Below are 16,028 nucleotides of genomic sequence, written 5' to 3'. Positions count from 1 at the left end.
GTCATTGGCGCGGGGTCCGCAGGCTGCGTGGTGGCACGCCGGCTGTCGGATAATCCGGCGTGCCGGGTGCTGCTGCTAGAGGCTGGCCCGCCGAGCGAGGGCGATTTCTGGGTGCGCACGCCTGCCGGTATGGGCAAGCTGTTTCAGCATGAACAACTTAATTGGCGGTATTTCACCGAACCTGTGCCGACGCTGCGCAACCGGCGCATTTATTGGCCACGCGGCAAGACCCTTGGAGGCAGCAGCGCCATCAATGGCATGGTGTATATCCGCGGCCATCGTGAGGACTATGAGCATTGGGCCGAGTTGGGCAACGCCGGCTGGGGCTGGGACGACGTACTTCCTTACTTCCGGCGCGCTGAGACCAACAGCCGGGGTACGGGAACGTACCCCGGCACCGATGGTCCGTTGGTGATCAGTGACCCGTCCGTCAAGCATCCGTCCGCTTTCGCGTTCCTCGAGGCGGCCAGGCGGAACGGCATCCCCACGCTCGACGAGTTTAGCGGCGTCGAGATGCACGGTGCGGGGTTCCTGCAAGCCACCATCAGCAAGGGCATTCGCCAGTCCGCGTACGAAGCCTACATCGTGCCAGTCAGGCAGCGCGCCAATCTCGTGGTGCAGGCCAGCACGCTGGTGCGCCGTATCGTGTTCCGAGACCGGCAGGCCGCCGGCGTGGAGGTCATCGAGAGCGGGCACGCCAGGACGATCGCCGCGCGCCGCGAGGTGATAGTCTGCGCGGGCGCTCTGAGCTCCCCCCATGTGCTGATGCTATCGGGCATTGGCGACGGCAGCATGCTTCAGCGCCATGGCATCGCCACGGTGGTGGACTCACCTGGCGTCGGCCGCAATCTACAGGACCATTTCGTGGTGCGCGTGCAAGCCCGTGCAACCCGGGAAAGCTCATACAATAATGCGTTGCGCGGCTGGCGGAAGTACTGGGAAGGGATACGCTATGTCGCCACGCGGCGCGGCTACCTTGCGCTCGGGTCGTCGATGGCTGCGGCCTTTGTCCGCAGCGGGCCAGAGGTGGACCACGCCGACCTGGAAATCAGCTTCCGCCCGATGACGTTCCGCTATCGCGCGACCGGCAGCGTGGAGGTCGACGACTATCCCGGCATCAGCGCCTCGGTCTACAACATGCGGCCCGCCTCGCGTGGTGAGATCCTGCTGCAATCGGCCGATCCGCTGCAGCCTCCCGCCTTCGTGCCGAACTACCTCGGCGATCCACGTGACGTCAAGGTGATGGTGGCCGGCCTGCACGAGATTCGCCGGATTTTCGCTACGGAGCCGCTCGCTTCCCGCGTGGTCAGCGAGATCGCGCCAGGTCCGGACTTCCGCACCGATGAACAACTAATCGACTACATGGAGCGCGAGGGCCAGTGCGCCTTCCATCCAGCCGGAAGCTGCATGATGGGCACCGGCGGCATGGCGGTCGTCGATGAGCGGTTGCGGGTACGCGGCGTCGAGCGGCTGCGCGTGGTCGATGCGTCGATCATGCCAACCGTTACGTCCGGCAATACCAACGCCCCCACTATCATGATCGGTGAGAAGGGTGCCGCCATGATCGCCTCCGACGCAGCGCCGGCCCGCGAGGCGGCCGCCTGAACGTCTCCACGCGGTCGCCCGACTCTGACTTCCCGCCCCTAATCTAACGGTGGCATAAACGTGACCGATCGTCTGCTGATGCGCAGTATGGGCAAAGCCCAAGGCTGCGCATCAGCAGGAAGCCAAGTTGATGACGGAGTGTGGTGATTGAATTCGTCACTTGCCGCTGCGCGCGCAGGACTGCCGCGGCGGATATAATCCGAGGGAGGCGCAGGTACTTGGCATTCGATTGAGTTTTTTACCCTCTGTCGTTTTGTCGGGGGAGACGCTCGGTCATCAAGACGCCATAGGCAGCGATGTTCAGCGTAGCGTGATGGTGGAATGTGCGCATGCCTCGGCCTTCGTAATGATCAAGACCGAGTTCCTGTTTCAAGTCCTGGAAATCAATGCGCCAATGCAATTTGGATGCGACGGCCAGTCGCTCAATCAGTGCATCCACTGGGGCCGTGGACAAGATGTACTTGGTTGGTTCGGGATCGCCTTCCGACCACTCGACCAGCAGCCATTCCTCGTCGCGCTATGTGACGCGTCAATTGCTCCGATGGGCCGGTCGAACACGCACTGCAGCGAACCGCGACGGAAGGGCAGTATTGATGCCTTCCCGCCAAGTCACCGGCTGGGAAGCATCGGAGGGTAAGGTCATGACCAGGGTCTTCACCGAAACCGGCGCATGACCAGGTCCGCGACGCAGCAATTTCGGTGACCTGCCGCGACCAGGCAGTGGTGAAACGCCAGGTGGCCACACCGTCGTAGTGGAGCGAATCCCCACGGCATAAAGCATCCCCAGTTCGGTCAGACCATCGCGAAACCCGGCTCCATCTCCGTACGCGGCGTCAGCGAGTACGACTCCAGCGGGCACGCGAGCCGCGATACGCTTGCCCTTCTTGGGAAAGCCCGTGTCATCAATGATTCAATGGCGGCCGCTTTGCGCCTCCAGACGCGACAGTACCCGGTCTCGGACACATCTCATCAATGCTGTATCCGATCAGTCCGATTTTGAAACGAAGTGGTGCAGCGCTAGTGCCGCGTACTGGCGTGCTGCGGATCAATGTGCGCTGCCATCGGTTTGATGCTGTTGCGTGACAACGGCCGCATAAGGCTCGTGCAATAAGTTTCAAGGCCGGCACGGCGATTTGCATGCCACAATCCTGCCGCAAAGTAGTCCATGTACTCCGTAGATCAGTCGCTCGCGCTCACGCACTCCTGACTTCAAATGAAGAGGTACATATCGGCGGCTGCATTCCACGCTGGGTTATCTCAGCCCCATGCAATACGAGCAACGCTGGCATGCGGCACAGCATAAAAAAGGCCGCATAACCCGAGAGCTAAGAGCTACACCAAACAGGGGCAACATCATATAATTCACCAATTCTTAAGCGGGTAAGGAGGCAGCGTTACCGCTGCCCCTCCCCAAAGAACTGTACGTGCGATTTTCTCCGCATACAGTTCGAGCCCGGCTAAAGTATCCGCAATCGATACCGGCCTTGCCTTCCCGCCGACAGTCCTGTTGTCCGTGTGTCCTGAGCGTCAAGGAGAACATCCGACTGCTTGCCTTTTGGCTCAAACCTGACAACGACTTTGGCTTGCTTCTTATAACGAGGTTTACTAGCAATTCGCATGCGCTAACCATACTGATTAACCTTTCACCCATCCGCCTTGGCGCTGGCAGGCAGCGGCTCACTCTCACAAGATTGCCGCCGTTCTATGAACGGGTTACGTTGTCCCGGTGGCATCACACAAAATCGTTACAAATTCCGCATAAACCGGTAGGGTATGGCTGACGGAACAGCCGGCCTCGTCCCATACAACTTCACGTCGCACTGAAACAACAAGAATAGAGCAATGCTGATTAAAGTACATGCCGAGCGAGATCGAAGAGTTTATTGCTTTTGAATCCCCAATTGAGCCGCCAGCTTACCGAACTCGACGTGGTCGCGCTTCAGCATTTCTGTGAATTCATCCGGCGATGCGGAAATGGATTCCGCACCGTTGGCCTCGTAGAACTCGCGTACTTCCTTGCTCGCAAGGGCACTCTGCAAGACAGCAGCCAGCTTGCTCACGATCTCCTTGGGCGTCTCTGCGCGCGCCACCAGCCCGATAGTGACGTAGGAGCGGAAGCCCGGCATGCCTTGCTCGGCGATGGTCGGAACGTTGGGAAAGATCGGCAAACGATTCGCCGACGTCACGCCCAACGCCCGGAGTTGGCCAGAGCGCACGTAGCCGGCACTGCTGCTAATTGCATCGAAGATCATCGTGACGCGCCCGCTAATGACATCGGGCATGGCCGTGGCGATGCCCTTGTAGGGAATGTGCAGCAGATTCAGGCCGGCACGTTGCAGGAACATCTGCTCAGCCATGTATGGAGCGGTCCCAACGCCATTGGACGCGAACGACATATCCGCCGGATGGGCCTTGGCGCGTGCGATGAAGTCGGATAGGTTCTTGTCAGGCTGGCTCGGTCCGGTCAGCATCACCCAAGGTGAACGGACTAAGGGGCCGATCCCGGCGAAGTCCTTCAGATCGTAGCCAGGGTCCTGCTTGACGACCAGCTGGCTGACAAGTGTGCCCGATGCCGTCAGCAACGTGTAGCCATCAGCCGCTACGCTCCTGACGTAGCGGGTACCCAGCATGGTGTCCGCGCCGGGGCGATTCTCCACCACCACCGGCTGCCCGAGCTTTTCACCCATCTTCTGCGCCACCATGCGAGTTGCAATGTCGGCCAGCCCACCGGCCGCCGAGGGAACCACAATGCGGATCGGCCGCGATGGAAATTTCTCTTGAGCCTGGACTGTCGCTGCGGCGAAAAGGACTATCCCGGCTACGGCGTTTGCCACGAATCTCTTCAACTGAATGTCTCCCGGTTGATCATCACGTCCGACTCTTGGAGTCGAGCCCATATTGTTGTTGTGTGCCTTTCGCATTTTCGGAATCTTGGCCTTATTGTGGATCGAAAGTACTCGAACGCTCGAAGTCGGTACCCATCCAAGTTGACTGACTGCCTCTCAAGCCCCGACGAACTTGATGGCGCCCATCGATTCATACAACTGGGACATGGCGTCGATGTTGGCGGTGCCGCCAAGCTTGTACGCGCCCACCTCGTACAGGCTGCAGACCGTTCTCGCAATCAGCATCGGCGCACCGCATTCCATGCCCATCCGGCCAGCCAGTTTCAGGTCCTTGACCAGCAGATGGAGTTGAAAGTCAGCCGTCGCCTTGCCTTCCGACAGCGTCGGCAGGATCCGCTCCGTGGCGGCGCTCCATCCCCCACCCGTGTTAATCACCTTCGACACGTCCGAGAGCTTGAGCCCGTACTTGACCGCGATGGACGCCGCCTCGTAGGTGAGGAGGCAATTGGCGGTCGACAAGGCGTTGAGCACGAGCTTGGCTTCGTGCCCACTGCCAATCGGTCCGCAGTAAACGATGTTGGGGCTGACCGACTCCAGGATGGGCTTCACTGCCGCGCAGGTGTCGGCCGGACCGCCGCACATGATCGCGAGCGTGCCGGCCACGGCGCCGCGCGGGCCGCCGCCGACCGGGGCATCGGCCATTTGCACGCCGAGCTTCTGCAAATCAGCAGCGAGGCTGCGAGTTACGGATGGATCGCCTGTGGTCTGGTCCACAATGATCTTGCCCGGCGAGAGTCCTTCGGCCAGGCCGCCCTTGCCGAAGATGACTTCCTTCACGATAGCCGAGTTCGGCACGCAGATGAAGATCACATCGCACTCTTGGGCGAGCGATCGCAGGTCCGGGGCGGCGATCGAGCCTTCGGCCTCGAACGCACGGACGGTCTCGGGTCGCGCGTCGAAAATGCGGAGATCGCGCGAGGACATCATGCGGCGTGCGATCGCACCGCCCATGGCGCCGAGTCCCACGTAGCCGACCCGCAATGCTCTTGTGTCCATTGCAGTGGGGCCAGCAACGGATTGCGCGGCTGCCGGCTCCGAAGAGTCGACGAGGCGGGTGCCTGCCATCGATGCGATCAGTCCCAGAAGCTCGTCTATCTGCGCGTTCTCGCCGAGCGTGCTCACGCAGATCTGCAGTAGCCCGCGCGCGACGTTGGTGATCGTCGTGGGCACCCCGCATTCCATCGCCAATTGGATCGCCTGGTTCAGATCCTTGAGCATGAGTGCCACGGTGAACGTCGACGGAAGAAGGTTGCCATCGACCAAGCCCTGCAACGTGCTCATCGATGTGCGGCTGCGCGCGGGGCCCTTGTTGATCACGGCGGTGATGGCCGCGAGCGGCAGGCCCAGCTTTCTGCCCATGGCCACCACTTCGAGCGTCGCGAGCCGGCAGCTCATGCTCAGCATGTTGTTGACCAGCTTCATCGCCTGAGCATCGCCCACGCGGTTGCCGACAATGAACACGTTGGGACTGATTGCCTGGAACACCGGCAGCGCGATCTGGAGGCTGTCCTCCGCGCCGGAAGCCATGATTGCGATCGTGCCCGCAGCGGCTCCGACCGGCCCGCCAGAGACGGGCGCATCGATCATCCTGATGCCACGCCCAGCCAACTCAGTGGCGATCTCGCGGGTCTCTCCGGGCACGCCGCTGGTCTGGTCGATGATCAGCTTGCCGGCGGAAAGACCCTCGGCCAGACCCGCAGGGCCGAAGACGAGCTCGCGCGCGTCCGAAGTGCGCGGCAGGCACAGAAGCACGATGTCGCAGCGGCGGGCCAGCTCGGCGGCGGAAGGCGCCACGGCCGCACCCAGTTCTTCGAAGGCGGTGGCGGCGGCGCTGTTGACATCCCAGACGGTAAGTTTGTAGGTCCCCATGAGCCGGCGCGCAAGCGCCCCCCCCATGGCACCCAGGCCGATGTAACCGATATTCATGGATGCTCCCTCGCTCACTTGGCTTCGGCCTCGAACAGGTCGAGTGCCGCTTTGCCTGCGGCGAGCCCAGCGGGCCAGCCCGCGTAGAAGGTCACCTGCATGACCAGGCCACGCAGCTCATCAAGTGTGATGCCTGCTTCGACGCCACGGGCCATCCATGCCTTCATCTCTTCGACTTTGCCACCTGCGGCCAGTACGCCTAAGGTGACCAGAACGCGGTCACGGAACGCCATCTCTGGCTGTTTCCAGACATCGCCCAGCAGTACGTCCTTGCGGATGCGCGCGAGCTGCGGCACGTGCTCGTATATGCGGACGGAATCGCCAGTGGCTGTGTATGTCATCGAGTCTCTCCTGTGTAGGTTGTGGGAAAGTCCGAGGATCTACGCAAGACATATGCCAGTGCTTTCGCAGGCGAACGGGGAGGGCGCTGTGTCGCGGTCGACGACATATGTCCACGGCAGGGACGTTTATGCCGCGCAGAAATGCACGACGTTGGGCTGTATCGCGACCACTGCCGAAGCGAGGGGCTGGCATTACAGTTGCATTGCACCTCGCCCATTGCGGCCTCGGAGATACCGGGATGAAGGCGATGCTGCACGCGCAGACTGTGCGCGGTTGTGTTGGGGCTGTTCGGCGCATCTTCGGCTGCGGCATCCGAGCCATTCCCGACCAAACCCATGCGCATTGTGAACCCTGCGGTACCGGCCGGCGCTCTTGAGTTCACGACGGGGCTGGTAGCGCTGAAGATGAGGGAAAGAAGGCATGAGGTGATCGGCGACTCTGCCCAACTCTCGGGTTTCCCGCCGCGGCGAGCGCTTGAAACGACTACAACTTCGGGTCAAAAGTTGCTGACAGAGCTCTATAAATCGAAGAAGGCTGGCTCGAACGACCCGCCATCTAGCCGGATGTGTCATGGATCCTCGGAAGCTTTTGTATCTAGCCACAATAATTGAGCAAGGTAGCTTGGCGAAAGCGGCCAAGCACTTGTCGGTCTCACAACCAGCTCTTTCCAAATCGATGAATCGACTGGAGGGCGAGCTCGGGATCAAGTTGCTTCAGCGGGGGCCGACGGGCATAATTCCGACAGCGTCTGGAGAGCTTATATACTCACATGCTCGATTGATTAGAGAGGAAATGGATCTCGCTAAAGCACGGATCCATGGCGAGAAGGATCATGCTCGTGTCGTAACGATTGGTACACTTCCGAGTCTTTCGAGCAGCGTTATCCCGCTTGCTGTAGGTCGATGGAAGGAAAGACATCCCCGTGCATTGCTACGAGTAGTGGAGAAAGTTCAGGTGGAACTCCTCCTGGGGCTTCTTCGGTGCGAGTTTGATTTCATTGTTGGGCAAACGGAATTTTTCGATATTTTCTTGGACGGGATGAAACAACGGGTTCTATTTCGAGACCGCTTGTGCGTCTTTGCCCGCCCGAAACACAGTCTTTTCCTTTTAGAAAGTCTTTCGTGGGATGACCTCGTTCAGTTCCCTTGGGTGTGTCCCATGGTTGGCTGGTCACAGAGGACCATTCTCGAGAAGCTAGTGGCGTCTGAAGGTGTCGATCCTCCGCAGAAATTGGTTGAGTGTAGCTCCATCGACTTTACAAAATCGCTCGTTGCGACGAGTGACCACTTGGCGATGTTGCCTGCGCACGCCGTCACGGCGGAAGTAAGCGAAGGCAAGATAAGGCCCCTAGCGATAACTGTCTCGGCTCTGAAGCGTGATATAGCGGTGATATTCCGCGAGGGTGCACCTCTGGACAGCGTGAGCCGCGAGTTGATCGCGCACATCGAAGATATAGGTGTCACTCTTTCCCGCGGGGGCTCGTGATTTCTCCCTTGAAAACGGTATTATTTGCTGAGTGGTGCAATTTAAGCGATACCTGAAAAAAACCAGTATCGCGCCCGAGCATCCTGTCGACGATGTCGCGATCTGGCCTCACAGGACAACGGGATGCCGTCGAACCGGCTCGCAGCAATCTCCAAGTACCAATGCTTTGTAGCCTACGAAGATGTGGGTCGAGAAGGCTTCGGAGGATACGGGCTGGCCGAGGAGTGCCGGGTGTCGTGGCTGCGAGCGTTCTCCGACTTGTTCTTTACCGGCGAGCGGTCTGCCAAGGTGCAGAAGATCACGATTGCCGAGAATGCCCTGGGCTCCGAACTGGCGGATCGGCGCCGCGGAAGGGCGTGTCTTCGGGACATCCGGAAGAACGACGTGACCGAAGAATGGAAGATAAACAGCGCCTGAGGTGGAGTGAATACCTGAAGTTCGAGGTCGATCGAGGCATCCCCACGATCCCCCTTAATGACGCTGAGAAGCTCAACGTGTTTGCCGAGGACATGCTGGAGACGTCGATCGCTGCGCTGTAGGTTTGCCGTACCGCCCCTGAGGTGCGGGCTATCGTGATGACGCATACTGTTCGCGCCTTTCCACGGGAGGCGATGCGGAGGGGTTCCCGGGCATGGCATCGCTGACGACGGGGCACATCAAAATGCGACTGCTGTGGCATGGTACCCATTCGATTCAGCATGTCCTCGGCGGGTTGGCCTGATGGCGTCGACGTCTGCTTCGTGCACAAGCTGTCCCACTAACGATGGCGCAGTTTCCTCCATTCCATTTATGATCTACGGCGCTAGTACTAGTCGGTGATCTTTATATTTTCTTCCTTGATGAGCTTGCTCCAGCGGCCAGCCTCGTTCTTCATGAACGCGGATACTGCTGGGGGATTCTGTATCTCCGTCGTAAAGCCGTATGCTCTTAGTCGCTCTTGAACGGAGGGGTCTATAACCGCCTTAGCGAAGCCATCACGCAGTCGTGAAACGATGTTGGGCGGCGTATCGACTGGGGCTAGAAGAGCAAACCACAATCTTGGACTAAACCCCGCAAAGCCCAGTTCCTTCATCGTAGGCACGTCAGGGAGGGCCGGAAGACGTTCGTCCGACGTCACTCCGAGCAGCCGAAGCTTGCCTGACTTTGCAAATGGCAGTGCCTCAGCTGTCGAAGGAAAAAAAAGCTGGATCTGGTTTCCCAGCAGGCCTTGGATCGCGTCGCTATTCCCGCGATATGGAATGTGGTTACCTGTCCCGTGCAGTTCTTTGATGAGCCGGACGGCTGAGAGATGGGCCAGACTCCCAGTACCTCCGGATCCGTAGGTTATCCCATCCTTCGATTTCGCTGCGGCACCAAGATCGGCGAAGGAGTTGAGCTTCGACGCGACCGGCACAGCCAGCGCCATCGGCAATGAGCCGACGCCGATGATCGGTGCGAAGTCATGTTCCAATTTATAGGGCAGATTTTCTCGCAATACAGACACGACGACACCCGACGCCGTCAAGCTCAGAATGGTGCAGCCATCCGGCTTTGACTTGGCGACGAAGTCCGTACCAATCACAGTAGTGGCGCCGGAACGGTTTTCGACAACGACCGGTTGGCCCAACTCGGCACTCGCTTTCTCTGCCACTACGCGGCTGATGAGATCGCCGACGCCGCCTGCCGGATTAGGAACAATCATCTTGATAAACCGCGCAGGACACGGCCCGGAGGCGATCGCTATACTGGTGCCGCCAAAATTTGCCGCAGTCAGCAGTGTTAGAGCACAAACTGCTCTATTGATTGGGGTCACGTCTTCTCCTGGTTCTTTATAAGGAATAGTTGGTTAATGGCGCTTGCCTCGACTCCTTCCGCGCACCTTACTTCCGGCTATTCCCGATAGCGGAAGTGAAAGCAGTCTTTACACGAGTTCTGGCGGCATAGCCGTCGTCCCATGCACTGCCTGGCGCGCTCTGCGCACGCGGGAGCTGGGTCATCCCCTGCGTTTCACTCTCACTACAAAAGCTGAAAACTACTATGGAATGATCCGCCCATTCATGCGCATCGGTACATTCGTCCTTGGTGGGTTTCACTCATCGAGTTTTCCCTTAACTTCACAGGAAGAGTCTCCAGGTTCCATACTCAAGCCCAGACAACTAGAGCCACGCTGCCTGTACACCAGACACCGCGTGGCAAATAGGCAGGTCGCCGCCATGATGCTCCTGGGAGTACAGGCGTCCCAAAGTGCATCAATGAAGTTTGCGTTCTTTGTAGAAGCGTCGCCATTGTTGCAACCGGCGTGGGGATGCCGAAGATGAGATCCCGGGCATTGGCCTGTTGCCGGAGTTTCGCCATTTACCCAGCATCTCAGTTCGAGATGGCCCGATCTGATCTCGTCGGCCGTCGTGATACAGGAAACTATGGGACGGGACGTGTCAAATGCTCCCGCAGGAATCGCTGCTAGTGGGTTGCACTGCGATCGCATGCGGTCACGTCGTTGTCGATGGTGTAACCCCATATGTGATGGCAGGCACGCTCGGGTGCGATGTTGCGCCCCGACTTGCTTCTGATCAGAGCGAGTAGCTTCTTCAATGACTGATGGCGGACGAACCAGGCGCCTGCTGATAAGCAGAGAGGACTAGAACTGAGGCATGACAATGCGATAGAATTCGGCCTGTGCTACCGCTTTAAGCGGAATTGGTCCCTCGTTGGCAAGGAACTCGAAGGCGGAATGGGGCCCGTACTCGCGACCGTTGAGTGACACCGTTCCTCTGCACACAAACAAGAGTTCGATCGACGACTGTTCTCCTGCAGGAAACGTCGCGTCCGCGTCAACGCGGGTGAATCCGACCTGCATTCTCCGCTCTGTAAAGGTGCCGAGCCACTTCGTGGATACCCCGGGGGTGGCTTCCGGGATCCATTCATAGCTGGATGGATCCATTAAGATCGGGTCATCGTATCTCGGCTGCGTAAAGCTCAACTTCCGTCCCGTTGCCTCTTCGAAGCAAGCCTCAGATCCGTCTTGGTTGTGGCGTTTGCCTTGCTCGTCGACATAAGTAAAGACGCCATTCTTGAATTCGCCCTTCTTCTTGAGAACTTCGTTTGCTGCTTCTCTGCGCTCCACACTTAGGTAGCCGCTTCCACTGGCGCCGCCGAACTGGCATGTCACCATCTCCAGCCCCTCAGGCCTCTCTTGGGGGCCATAGCGAACACTTTCAGGGAAGTAGCCGACCCAACCTTCTGGCATTGTCTTCCCGGTAGCGTAGGGGTATGTTCCTTGGATTACATATCGCAACTGATCGAAGTTGTGTCTATGACGGGGGGTAGACCAACCACCGGAACCGGCACGCCCCACAAACAGCGCGTAATTATTCGGCGAGTCGTCCTGCCCCGCCAGCAAGAACTTCAGCTGTAGAACACCCTCGCGCATACTCCCAACCGCACCAAACCCAGCAGACGATGATTCAGACACTCGCATGTGACCCTCCTTAGGCCGCTATCGATGGCTCTAGCTCACCGCAATATAAAACTGCTGGGAAAAGAGCGCCAGCTTTTGAGTCCACGGGGCATAACCTGAGGTTATTGGCGTCGCATCCATGTTCAGCATCGTTCATTGACGTCACTACTTGGACAATGGAAACTCTTTCATCAAGCCTTCGCAGGCGCTGGCTTGCGCCCACGATGACGTCGCGGGATGGTTGCTGCTGCAATCACTATCATTTCTCGGCTAGTCTCCATAGGATGGCGATGAAACACGCCTAGCAGGCTGTGCGGCGCGCGCTGTTGACTTCGATACTGGCCGAGTCCACCACTAGGTTGGCAATGCCTTGATCGGTCAGCCAGCGTGCAGCCAGAAGCGGTCGCGACCGGCCACGTAGCAGTTAGGCGCCGGCGCTTACCCGGCCTGGTCACATCGTGCTTTGATCTACGAGATCGCTGTTAGCATTGACGGCGTATCGCCTGCCGTGGCCGGGCATTGGCTCGGCGTGCCCACGCCATCGCTCGGCGACAACTTACAGCTCTTCTCGTCCAATTCAAAGGCCAAATATAGCCGGTTGATCGCTACTGCATGCTGTCCTCGAAGGGCTGTTTCAGGCGCATTCATTTGCACTTTCAAAAAACGAGTGTCCGAATCCTCGTTTTACTCCAGGGGGCTTACTTGGGCGGCCCCCACCTAGTAGCTAGGCAATTGCGACAAAAGCTCAGGTTGGTCCTCGAAAAGCCAGTCAAACCTTTGACGATAGGATTCCTCAAATGCTGTGATCGCAGCCTCGTGCTGCAAGGTGATGCCAATATCGTCCAAGCCTTCAAGCAGGTAGCGCTTACGGAAGGGGTCAATATCGAACGTGTAGATGGCGCCGTCAGGCCCGGTCACCGTCTGATTGAGCAGATCGATGCGCAGGCTCGCTCCCGGTCGCCTATGCAGCTGCTCACGCAATTTGGTGCAGACGTCGACATCAAGGGACACGGGAAGTAGTCCGCAATTGAGTGAGTTAATGTAGAAGATGTCGCCAAAGTCTGCGGCGACCACGCAGCGGATGCCGTAGTCAAGCAGTCCCCAGGGAGCCTGCTCACGACTCGAACCACAGCCGAAGTTGCGCTCCCCCACCAAAATGCGCGCGCCACGAAAGAGTGACTGGTTTAGCACGAAATTCGGGTTCTCGCTACCGTCGTCGCGAAAGCGCAGATCACGGAACAAATAGTCTTGGTAGCCTTTCTTGCGCGGCTGCCGCGTGAAGCGCGCCGGCATGATCTGATCGGTATCAACGTTGGACTGATCGAAGGGAGCGGCTAGAGCCTCGAAGATGACAAAAGGTTCCATTTCAATTCCCAAATGTACGCACGTCCGTGATGCGTCCGGTTAGTGCGGCAGCTGCAGCCATTTCTGGACTGACAAGATGCGTGCGGCTTCCAACGCCCTGACGCCCGACGAAGTTCCGGTTGGATGTCGAAGCGCAACGCTTGCCCCTGCCAACCAAATCGCCGTTCATGCCAACGCACATGGAGCACCCGGATTCCCCCCAAGTGAACCCCGCGTCCCGGAAAATGCGGTCCAACCCCTCGGCCTCCGCCGCAAGCTTCACTTGCGTTGATCCTGCTACGACAAGTGCAGGGACCACGGCACGTCCGCCCTTCGCGATTCTGGAGGCAGCGCGCAGGTCCTCGATGCGCGCATTGGCGCATGACCCGATGAATACATGATCGACTTGAATATCGGTGATCGCCATGCCTGGCACAAGACCCATGTACTCCAACGTGCGCAGCATATATGCACGGCGCTCGGGATCTGACTCCGCGGCCGGATCGGGCACTCTGGCGTCCGCTGGCAGCGCATCTTCGGGACTGTTGCCCCAGGTCACCATTGGCGCCATCGTGCTTGCGTCGAGTGAGACTTCCTTGTCAAATATCGCGTCGGCGTCCGAAGGCAGCGTGCGCCAGTAAGCGAGCGCCTTATCCCATCGCGCTTCTCTGGGGGCGTACGGCCGCCCGTGCAGATAGGTGAAGGTAGTTTCGTCGGGCGCGACCATGCCGGCGCGGGCTCCGGCTTCGATGGACATATTGCATACCGTTAGGCGCTCTTCGATAGACATCGCGCGTACGGTGGAGCCGGTGTATTCGATGACATGCCCCGTGGCGCCGCTGGTGCCGATTCTAGCGATGATCGTCAATATCACGTCTTTGGCAGTAACGCCATACGGCAGGCGGCCATCGACGTTGATGCGCATCGTCTTCGCGCGCCGCTGCCAAGTCGTCTGGGTCGCGAGTACGTGCAGAATATCGCTTGAGCCTAGGCCGAATGCTAGCGCACCTAAGGCACCATGCGTGGATGTATGGGAATCGCCGCAGACAAGCAGCATGCCGGGTTGGCTGAGGCCTTGCTCCGGTCCGACGACGTGCACGATCCCCTGGCGCGGATCGGAAAGCCCGAAGTGCACAATGCCGAATTTTCGGGTGTTTTCCGACAGTGCCTCGATCACTCGTCGGTACTCGGGAGTGCGGATCGCTGTAACGTCGCGAGTGTGAGAAGGGGCTGCATGGTCGGGCATGGCGAACACTTGGTGCGGGCGGCGCACACCCAAGCCGCGGTCCTGAAGAAACTCGAATGCATGGCAGGAGCCGTCTTGGGCCAGGTGGCGACCAACATGCAACAGCGTTTGACCGTCCTCGCGCCGAAGAATCGTATGGGCGTCCCAAATCTTCTCGTACAGGGTCTTGCTCATGTAGTACTCGTTGCAGACCGCCGCATTGTCTCGGCGGCGTCAATTGTGGTATGACACCCGAACCTGATTACGGTACAGAATCCCTTTGACCTTCGACTCAAGAAGGGTGGTCGCGCTTGGGCTCAGCCATTCCGACGGATGAAGCCTTTAACGGCCAGAAAAGAGCTTGATGTACTGCCGGGCTGGCTCGCCGGAGGTTCGGGAATTTCGAGTAAATGCCATTCACTCTCAGGATCGCGACCGCCGGGGTGAAATCGAAAGACCGGCCAATGCGAGATCAAGCCACGCCTTCGATGATGCGTACGTCGCGATCGGCTGTATTGCCAAGGGCGCTCAAGGCTTCCTGGTAAGCGGGGCTGTCATGCGCAGCGATCGCTTGTTCGACGTTATCGAATTCCACAAGTACGGTGCGCTCTTTGATCCCTGCCTCGTACACCATTGAAGGCACTGCACGTGCCAAAATACGGCCTCCTGCCGCCTGAAGCGCGGTCGCAGCAAGCTTGCCGTATTCTGCCAACGCGGCAGGGTCGTTGATAGCGCGATAAGCGGTAAGCAGATAAGCTTTGGCCATGGTTTAGCTCCTTCTAGGTTGGTGGAAGATTATAATAACTAAAAATATTTGAGATGAACGAGTGTTGGATTATATATATTTAAAATGGTGGGATAATTCAGTGATCGCGCATTTGTTTTGCTTTTGTCGCAGCGGCACTGAGGAGGAACGATAGGTCGGAACCGGTGGAAAAGTAACGCGCACCTAGGTCGACCAGTTCGGCAGCAAACTTCGGATGCGCACTGAGCCCTCCGATTCCCAATTGCTTTCCATGCCGTTGGCACGCCTCGATGCTTCGTGAGTAGGCATTGCGAATCAACTCGTGGTCCAATTGTCCCGGGATGTTAAGCGAGGAGCAGAGATCATTTGTTCCTATAAACAGCATGTCGACGCCGTCCACGGCAATTATCTCATCGACCTTTGCAAGCGCTTCAGCTGATTCAATCATGACGATCACCATCGTAGCTTCATTGAGCGCTTCAAAGATTTCAGCGGTCGGGAACGTCCGAAATCGAAGGTGCGGAAGCGAGCCAGTGAATGACCGGGCGCCTAACGGAGGGAATTTTGCAGCCCGTACGATTTGAGCGGCATCCTGCGATGATTGAATGTGCGGTGCGATCACGCCAAGAGCACCGCCATCTAACACCCGTGCAATATACTCCGGTGCAGTGCTCGCGATGCGCACGAACGGCGTAATTCCCACAGCGAGACCAGCCATGCAAATCTGTCCGGTTGTGTCGAGGGATAAGCTGCTGTGTTCCAGATCGATGTAGATGGAATCAAAACCGGCGGTGCGGGCTATTTCAGCTATCTCTATGGTCCGAACCAAACGGACGGTCATTGACACCACCAATTTGTTGCGAGCCAGCTTCTCTTTGACGCCGTTGCGTACCAGCTCGCGTGCGGACTCTTTCATTCACTCTCCTCGGGAAACGCCTGGGCTGCCGGTCGGACTACTAAGAAAGCTGCCAGCAACTCATGGTGCAAAATGAAATTTGACATGAGCGAGTATTG

Annotated in this window: 14 protein-coding genes and 2 pseudogenes; 5 read left to right on the top strand and 11 right to left on the bottom strand. The window is 58.5% G+C overall.

Annotated features, from left to right (window positions below; all coding sequences use genetic code 11):
- On the top strand, positions 1 to 1,605 hold a 1,605-nt coding region (locus tag P3W85_RS27735), incomplete at its 5' end, for a GMC family oxidoreductase (RefSeq protein ID WP_276267115.1).
- A 38-nt stretch (positions 1,606 to 1,643) separates the two neighbouring features.
- On the opposite strand, the pseudogene P3W85_RS27730 reads toward P3W85_RS27735, so the two are convergent.
- The 4 genes and pseudogenes from P3W85_RS27730 to P3W85_RS27715 all read right to left on the bottom strand — a co-directional run bounded on the left by P3W85_RS27730 (position 1,644) and on the right by P3W85_RS27715 (position 6,778).
- A pseudogene (locus P3W85_RS27730) lies at positions 1,644 to 2,772 on the bottom strand (IS701 family transposase).
- 713 nt (positions 2,773 to 3,485) lie between these two features.
- Positions 3,486 to 4,451 (bottom strand): Bug family tripartite tricarboxylate transporter substrate binding protein, encoded by a 966-nt coding sequence (locus P3W85_RS27725; RefSeq protein WP_276267114.1) that lies wholly within the window; start codon positions 4,449 to 4,451, stop codon positions 3,486 to 3,488.
- 156 nt (positions 4,452 to 4,607) lie between these two features.
- On the bottom strand, positions 4,608 to 6,515 hold the full coding sequence (locus tag P3W85_RS27720) for an NAD(P)-dependent oxidoreductase (RefSeq protein ID WP_276267117.1): 1,908 nt from the start codon (positions 6,513 to 6,515) through the stop codon (positions 4,608 to 4,610).
- Complete coding sequence (locus tag P3W85_RS27715; RefSeq protein ID WP_276267113.1) at positions 6,452 to 6,778, bottom strand: carboxymuconolactone decarboxylase family protein; 327 nt, start codon at positions 6,776 to 6,778, stop codon at positions 6,452 to 6,454. The genes P3W85_RS27720 and P3W85_RS27715 overlap by 64 nt, the downstream gene beginning before the upstream one ends.
- A 571-nt stretch (positions 6,779 to 7,349) precedes the next feature.
- Here P3W85_RS27715 and P3W85_RS45620 point away from each other — a divergent pair.
- The 4 genes and pseudogenes from P3W85_RS45620 to P3W85_RS27700 all read left to right on the top strand — a co-directional run.
- Positions 7,350 to 7,523, top strand: a pseudogene (locus P3W85_RS45620) (LysR family transcriptional regulator); the annotation flags it as partial.
- A 48-nt stretch (positions 7,524 to 7,571) separates the two neighbouring features.
- Positions 7,572 to 8,264 (top strand): LysR substrate-binding domain-containing protein, encoded by a 693-nt coding sequence (locus P3W85_RS27710; protein WP_276267112.1) that lies wholly within the window; start codon positions 7,572 to 7,574, stop codon positions 8,262 to 8,264.
- Between the two features lie 123 nt (positions 8,265 to 8,387).
- Positions 8,388 to 8,681: a hypothetical protein gene (locus P3W85_RS27705; protein WP_276267111.1), complete on the top strand. Its 294-nt coding sequence runs from the start codon at positions 8,388 to 8,390 to the stop codon at positions 8,679 to 8,681.
- A complete protein-coding gene (locus tag P3W85_RS27700) occupies positions 8,660 to 8,803 on the top strand; it encodes a hypothetical protein (RefSeq protein WP_276267110.1) in 144 nt (47 codons plus the stop codon). The genes P3W85_RS27705 and P3W85_RS27700 overlap by 22 nt, the downstream gene beginning before the upstream one ends.
- 269 nt (positions 8,804 to 9,072) lie before the next feature.
- On the opposite strand, the gene P3W85_RS27695 is transcribed toward P3W85_RS27700, so the two are convergent.
- The 7 genes from P3W85_RS27695 to P3W85_RS27670 form a co-directional block, all read right to left on the bottom strand.
- The gene (locus tag P3W85_RS27695; protein ID WP_276267109.1) at positions 9,073 to 10,056 is read right to left on the bottom strand and encodes a Bug family tripartite tricarboxylate transporter substrate binding protein; all 984 of its coding nucleotides are present in this window, start codon (positions 10,054 to 10,056) and stop codon (positions 9,073 to 9,075) included.
- Between the two features lie 647 nt (positions 10,057 to 10,703).
- Positions 10,704 to 10,835: a fumarylacetoacetate hydrolase family protein gene (locus P3W85_RS45615; protein ID WP_430869631.1), complete on the bottom strand. Its 132-nt coding sequence runs from the start codon at positions 10,833 to 10,835 to the stop codon at positions 10,704 to 10,706.
- 46 nt (positions 10,836 to 10,881) lie between these two features.
- Positions 10,882 to 11,721, bottom strand: a complete 840-nt coding sequence (locus P3W85_RS27690; protein WP_276267108.1) for a hypothetical protein — start codon at positions 11,719 to 11,721, stop codon at positions 10,882 to 10,884.
- A gap of 696 nt (positions 11,722 to 12,417) precedes the next feature.
- Complete coding sequence (leuD, locus tag P3W85_RS27685; RefSeq protein ID WP_276267107.1) at positions 12,418 to 13,065, bottom strand: 3-isopropylmalate dehydratase small subunit; 648 nt, start codon at positions 13,063 to 13,065, stop codon at positions 12,418 to 12,420.
- Between the two features lies 1 nt (position 13,066).
- Positions 13,067 to 14,464 carry a 3-isopropylmalate dehydratase large subunit gene (leuC, locus tag P3W85_RS27680; protein ID WP_276267106.1) on the bottom strand — a complete coding sequence of 466 codons (1,398 nt, stop codon included), beginning with the start codon at positions 14,462 to 14,464 and terminating at the stop codon, positions 13,067 to 13,069.
- A 277-nt stretch (positions 14,465 to 14,741) separates the two neighbouring features.
- Positions 14,742 to 15,035: a DUF1330 domain-containing protein gene (locus P3W85_RS27675; RefSeq protein WP_276267105.1), complete on the bottom strand. Its 294-nt coding sequence runs from the start codon at positions 15,033 to 15,035 to the stop codon at positions 14,742 to 14,744.
- 97 nt (positions 15,036 to 15,132) lie between these two features.
- A complete protein-coding gene (locus P3W85_RS27670) occupies positions 15,133 to 15,930 on the bottom strand; it encodes an HpcH/HpaI aldolase family protein (RefSeq protein WP_276267104.1) in 798 nt (265 codons plus the stop codon).
- Between the last annotated feature and the right edge of the window lie 98 nt (positions 15,931 to 16,028).

This window comes from Cupriavidus basilensis (genome assembly GCF_029335485.1).
Lineage (GTDB): Bacteria > Pseudomonadota > Gammaproteobacteria > Burkholderiales > Burkholderiaceae > Cupriavidus > Cupriavidus basilensis_E.
This window is presented reverse-complemented; position numbering and strand designations above follow the sequence as displayed.

Bases quoted from the DNA above. Each gene is read 5' to 3' on its own strand.
- P3W85_RS27675 (WP_276267105.1), bottom strand. From the start codon at position 15,035: ATGGCCAAAGCTTATCTGCTTACCGCTTATCGCGCTATCAACGACCCT.
- P3W85_RS27705 (WP_276267111.1), top strand. From the start codon at position 8,388: ATGCCGTCGAACCGGCTCGCAGCAATCTCCAAGTACCAATGCTTTGTA.
- P3W85_RS27710 (WP_276267112.1), top strand. From the start codon at position 7,572: ATGGATCTCGCTAAAGCACGGATCCATGGCGAGAAGGATCATGCTCGT.
- P3W85_RS27700 (WP_276267110.1), top strand. From the start codon at position 8,660: ATGGAAGATAAACAGCGCCTGAGGTGGAGTGAATACCTGAAGTTCGAG.
- leuC (WP_276267106.1), bottom strand. From the start codon at position 14,464: ATGAGCAAGACCCTGTACGAGAAGATTTGGGACGCCCATACGATTCTT.
- P3W85_RS27715 (WP_276267113.1), bottom strand. From the start codon at position 6,778: ATGACATACACAGCCACTGGCGATTCCGTCCGCATATACGAGCACGTG.
- leuD (WP_276267107.1), bottom strand. From the start codon at position 13,065: ATGGAACCTTTTGTCATCTTCGAGGCTCTAGCCGCTCCCTTCGATCAG.
- P3W85_RS27670 (WP_276267104.1), bottom strand. From the start codon at position 15,930: ATGAAAGAGTCCGCACGCGAGCTGGTACGCAACGGCGTCAAAGAGAAG.
- P3W85_RS27690 (WP_276267108.1), bottom strand. From the start codon at position 11,721: ATGCGAGTGTCTGAATCATCGTCTGCTGGGTTTGGTGCGGTTGGGAGT.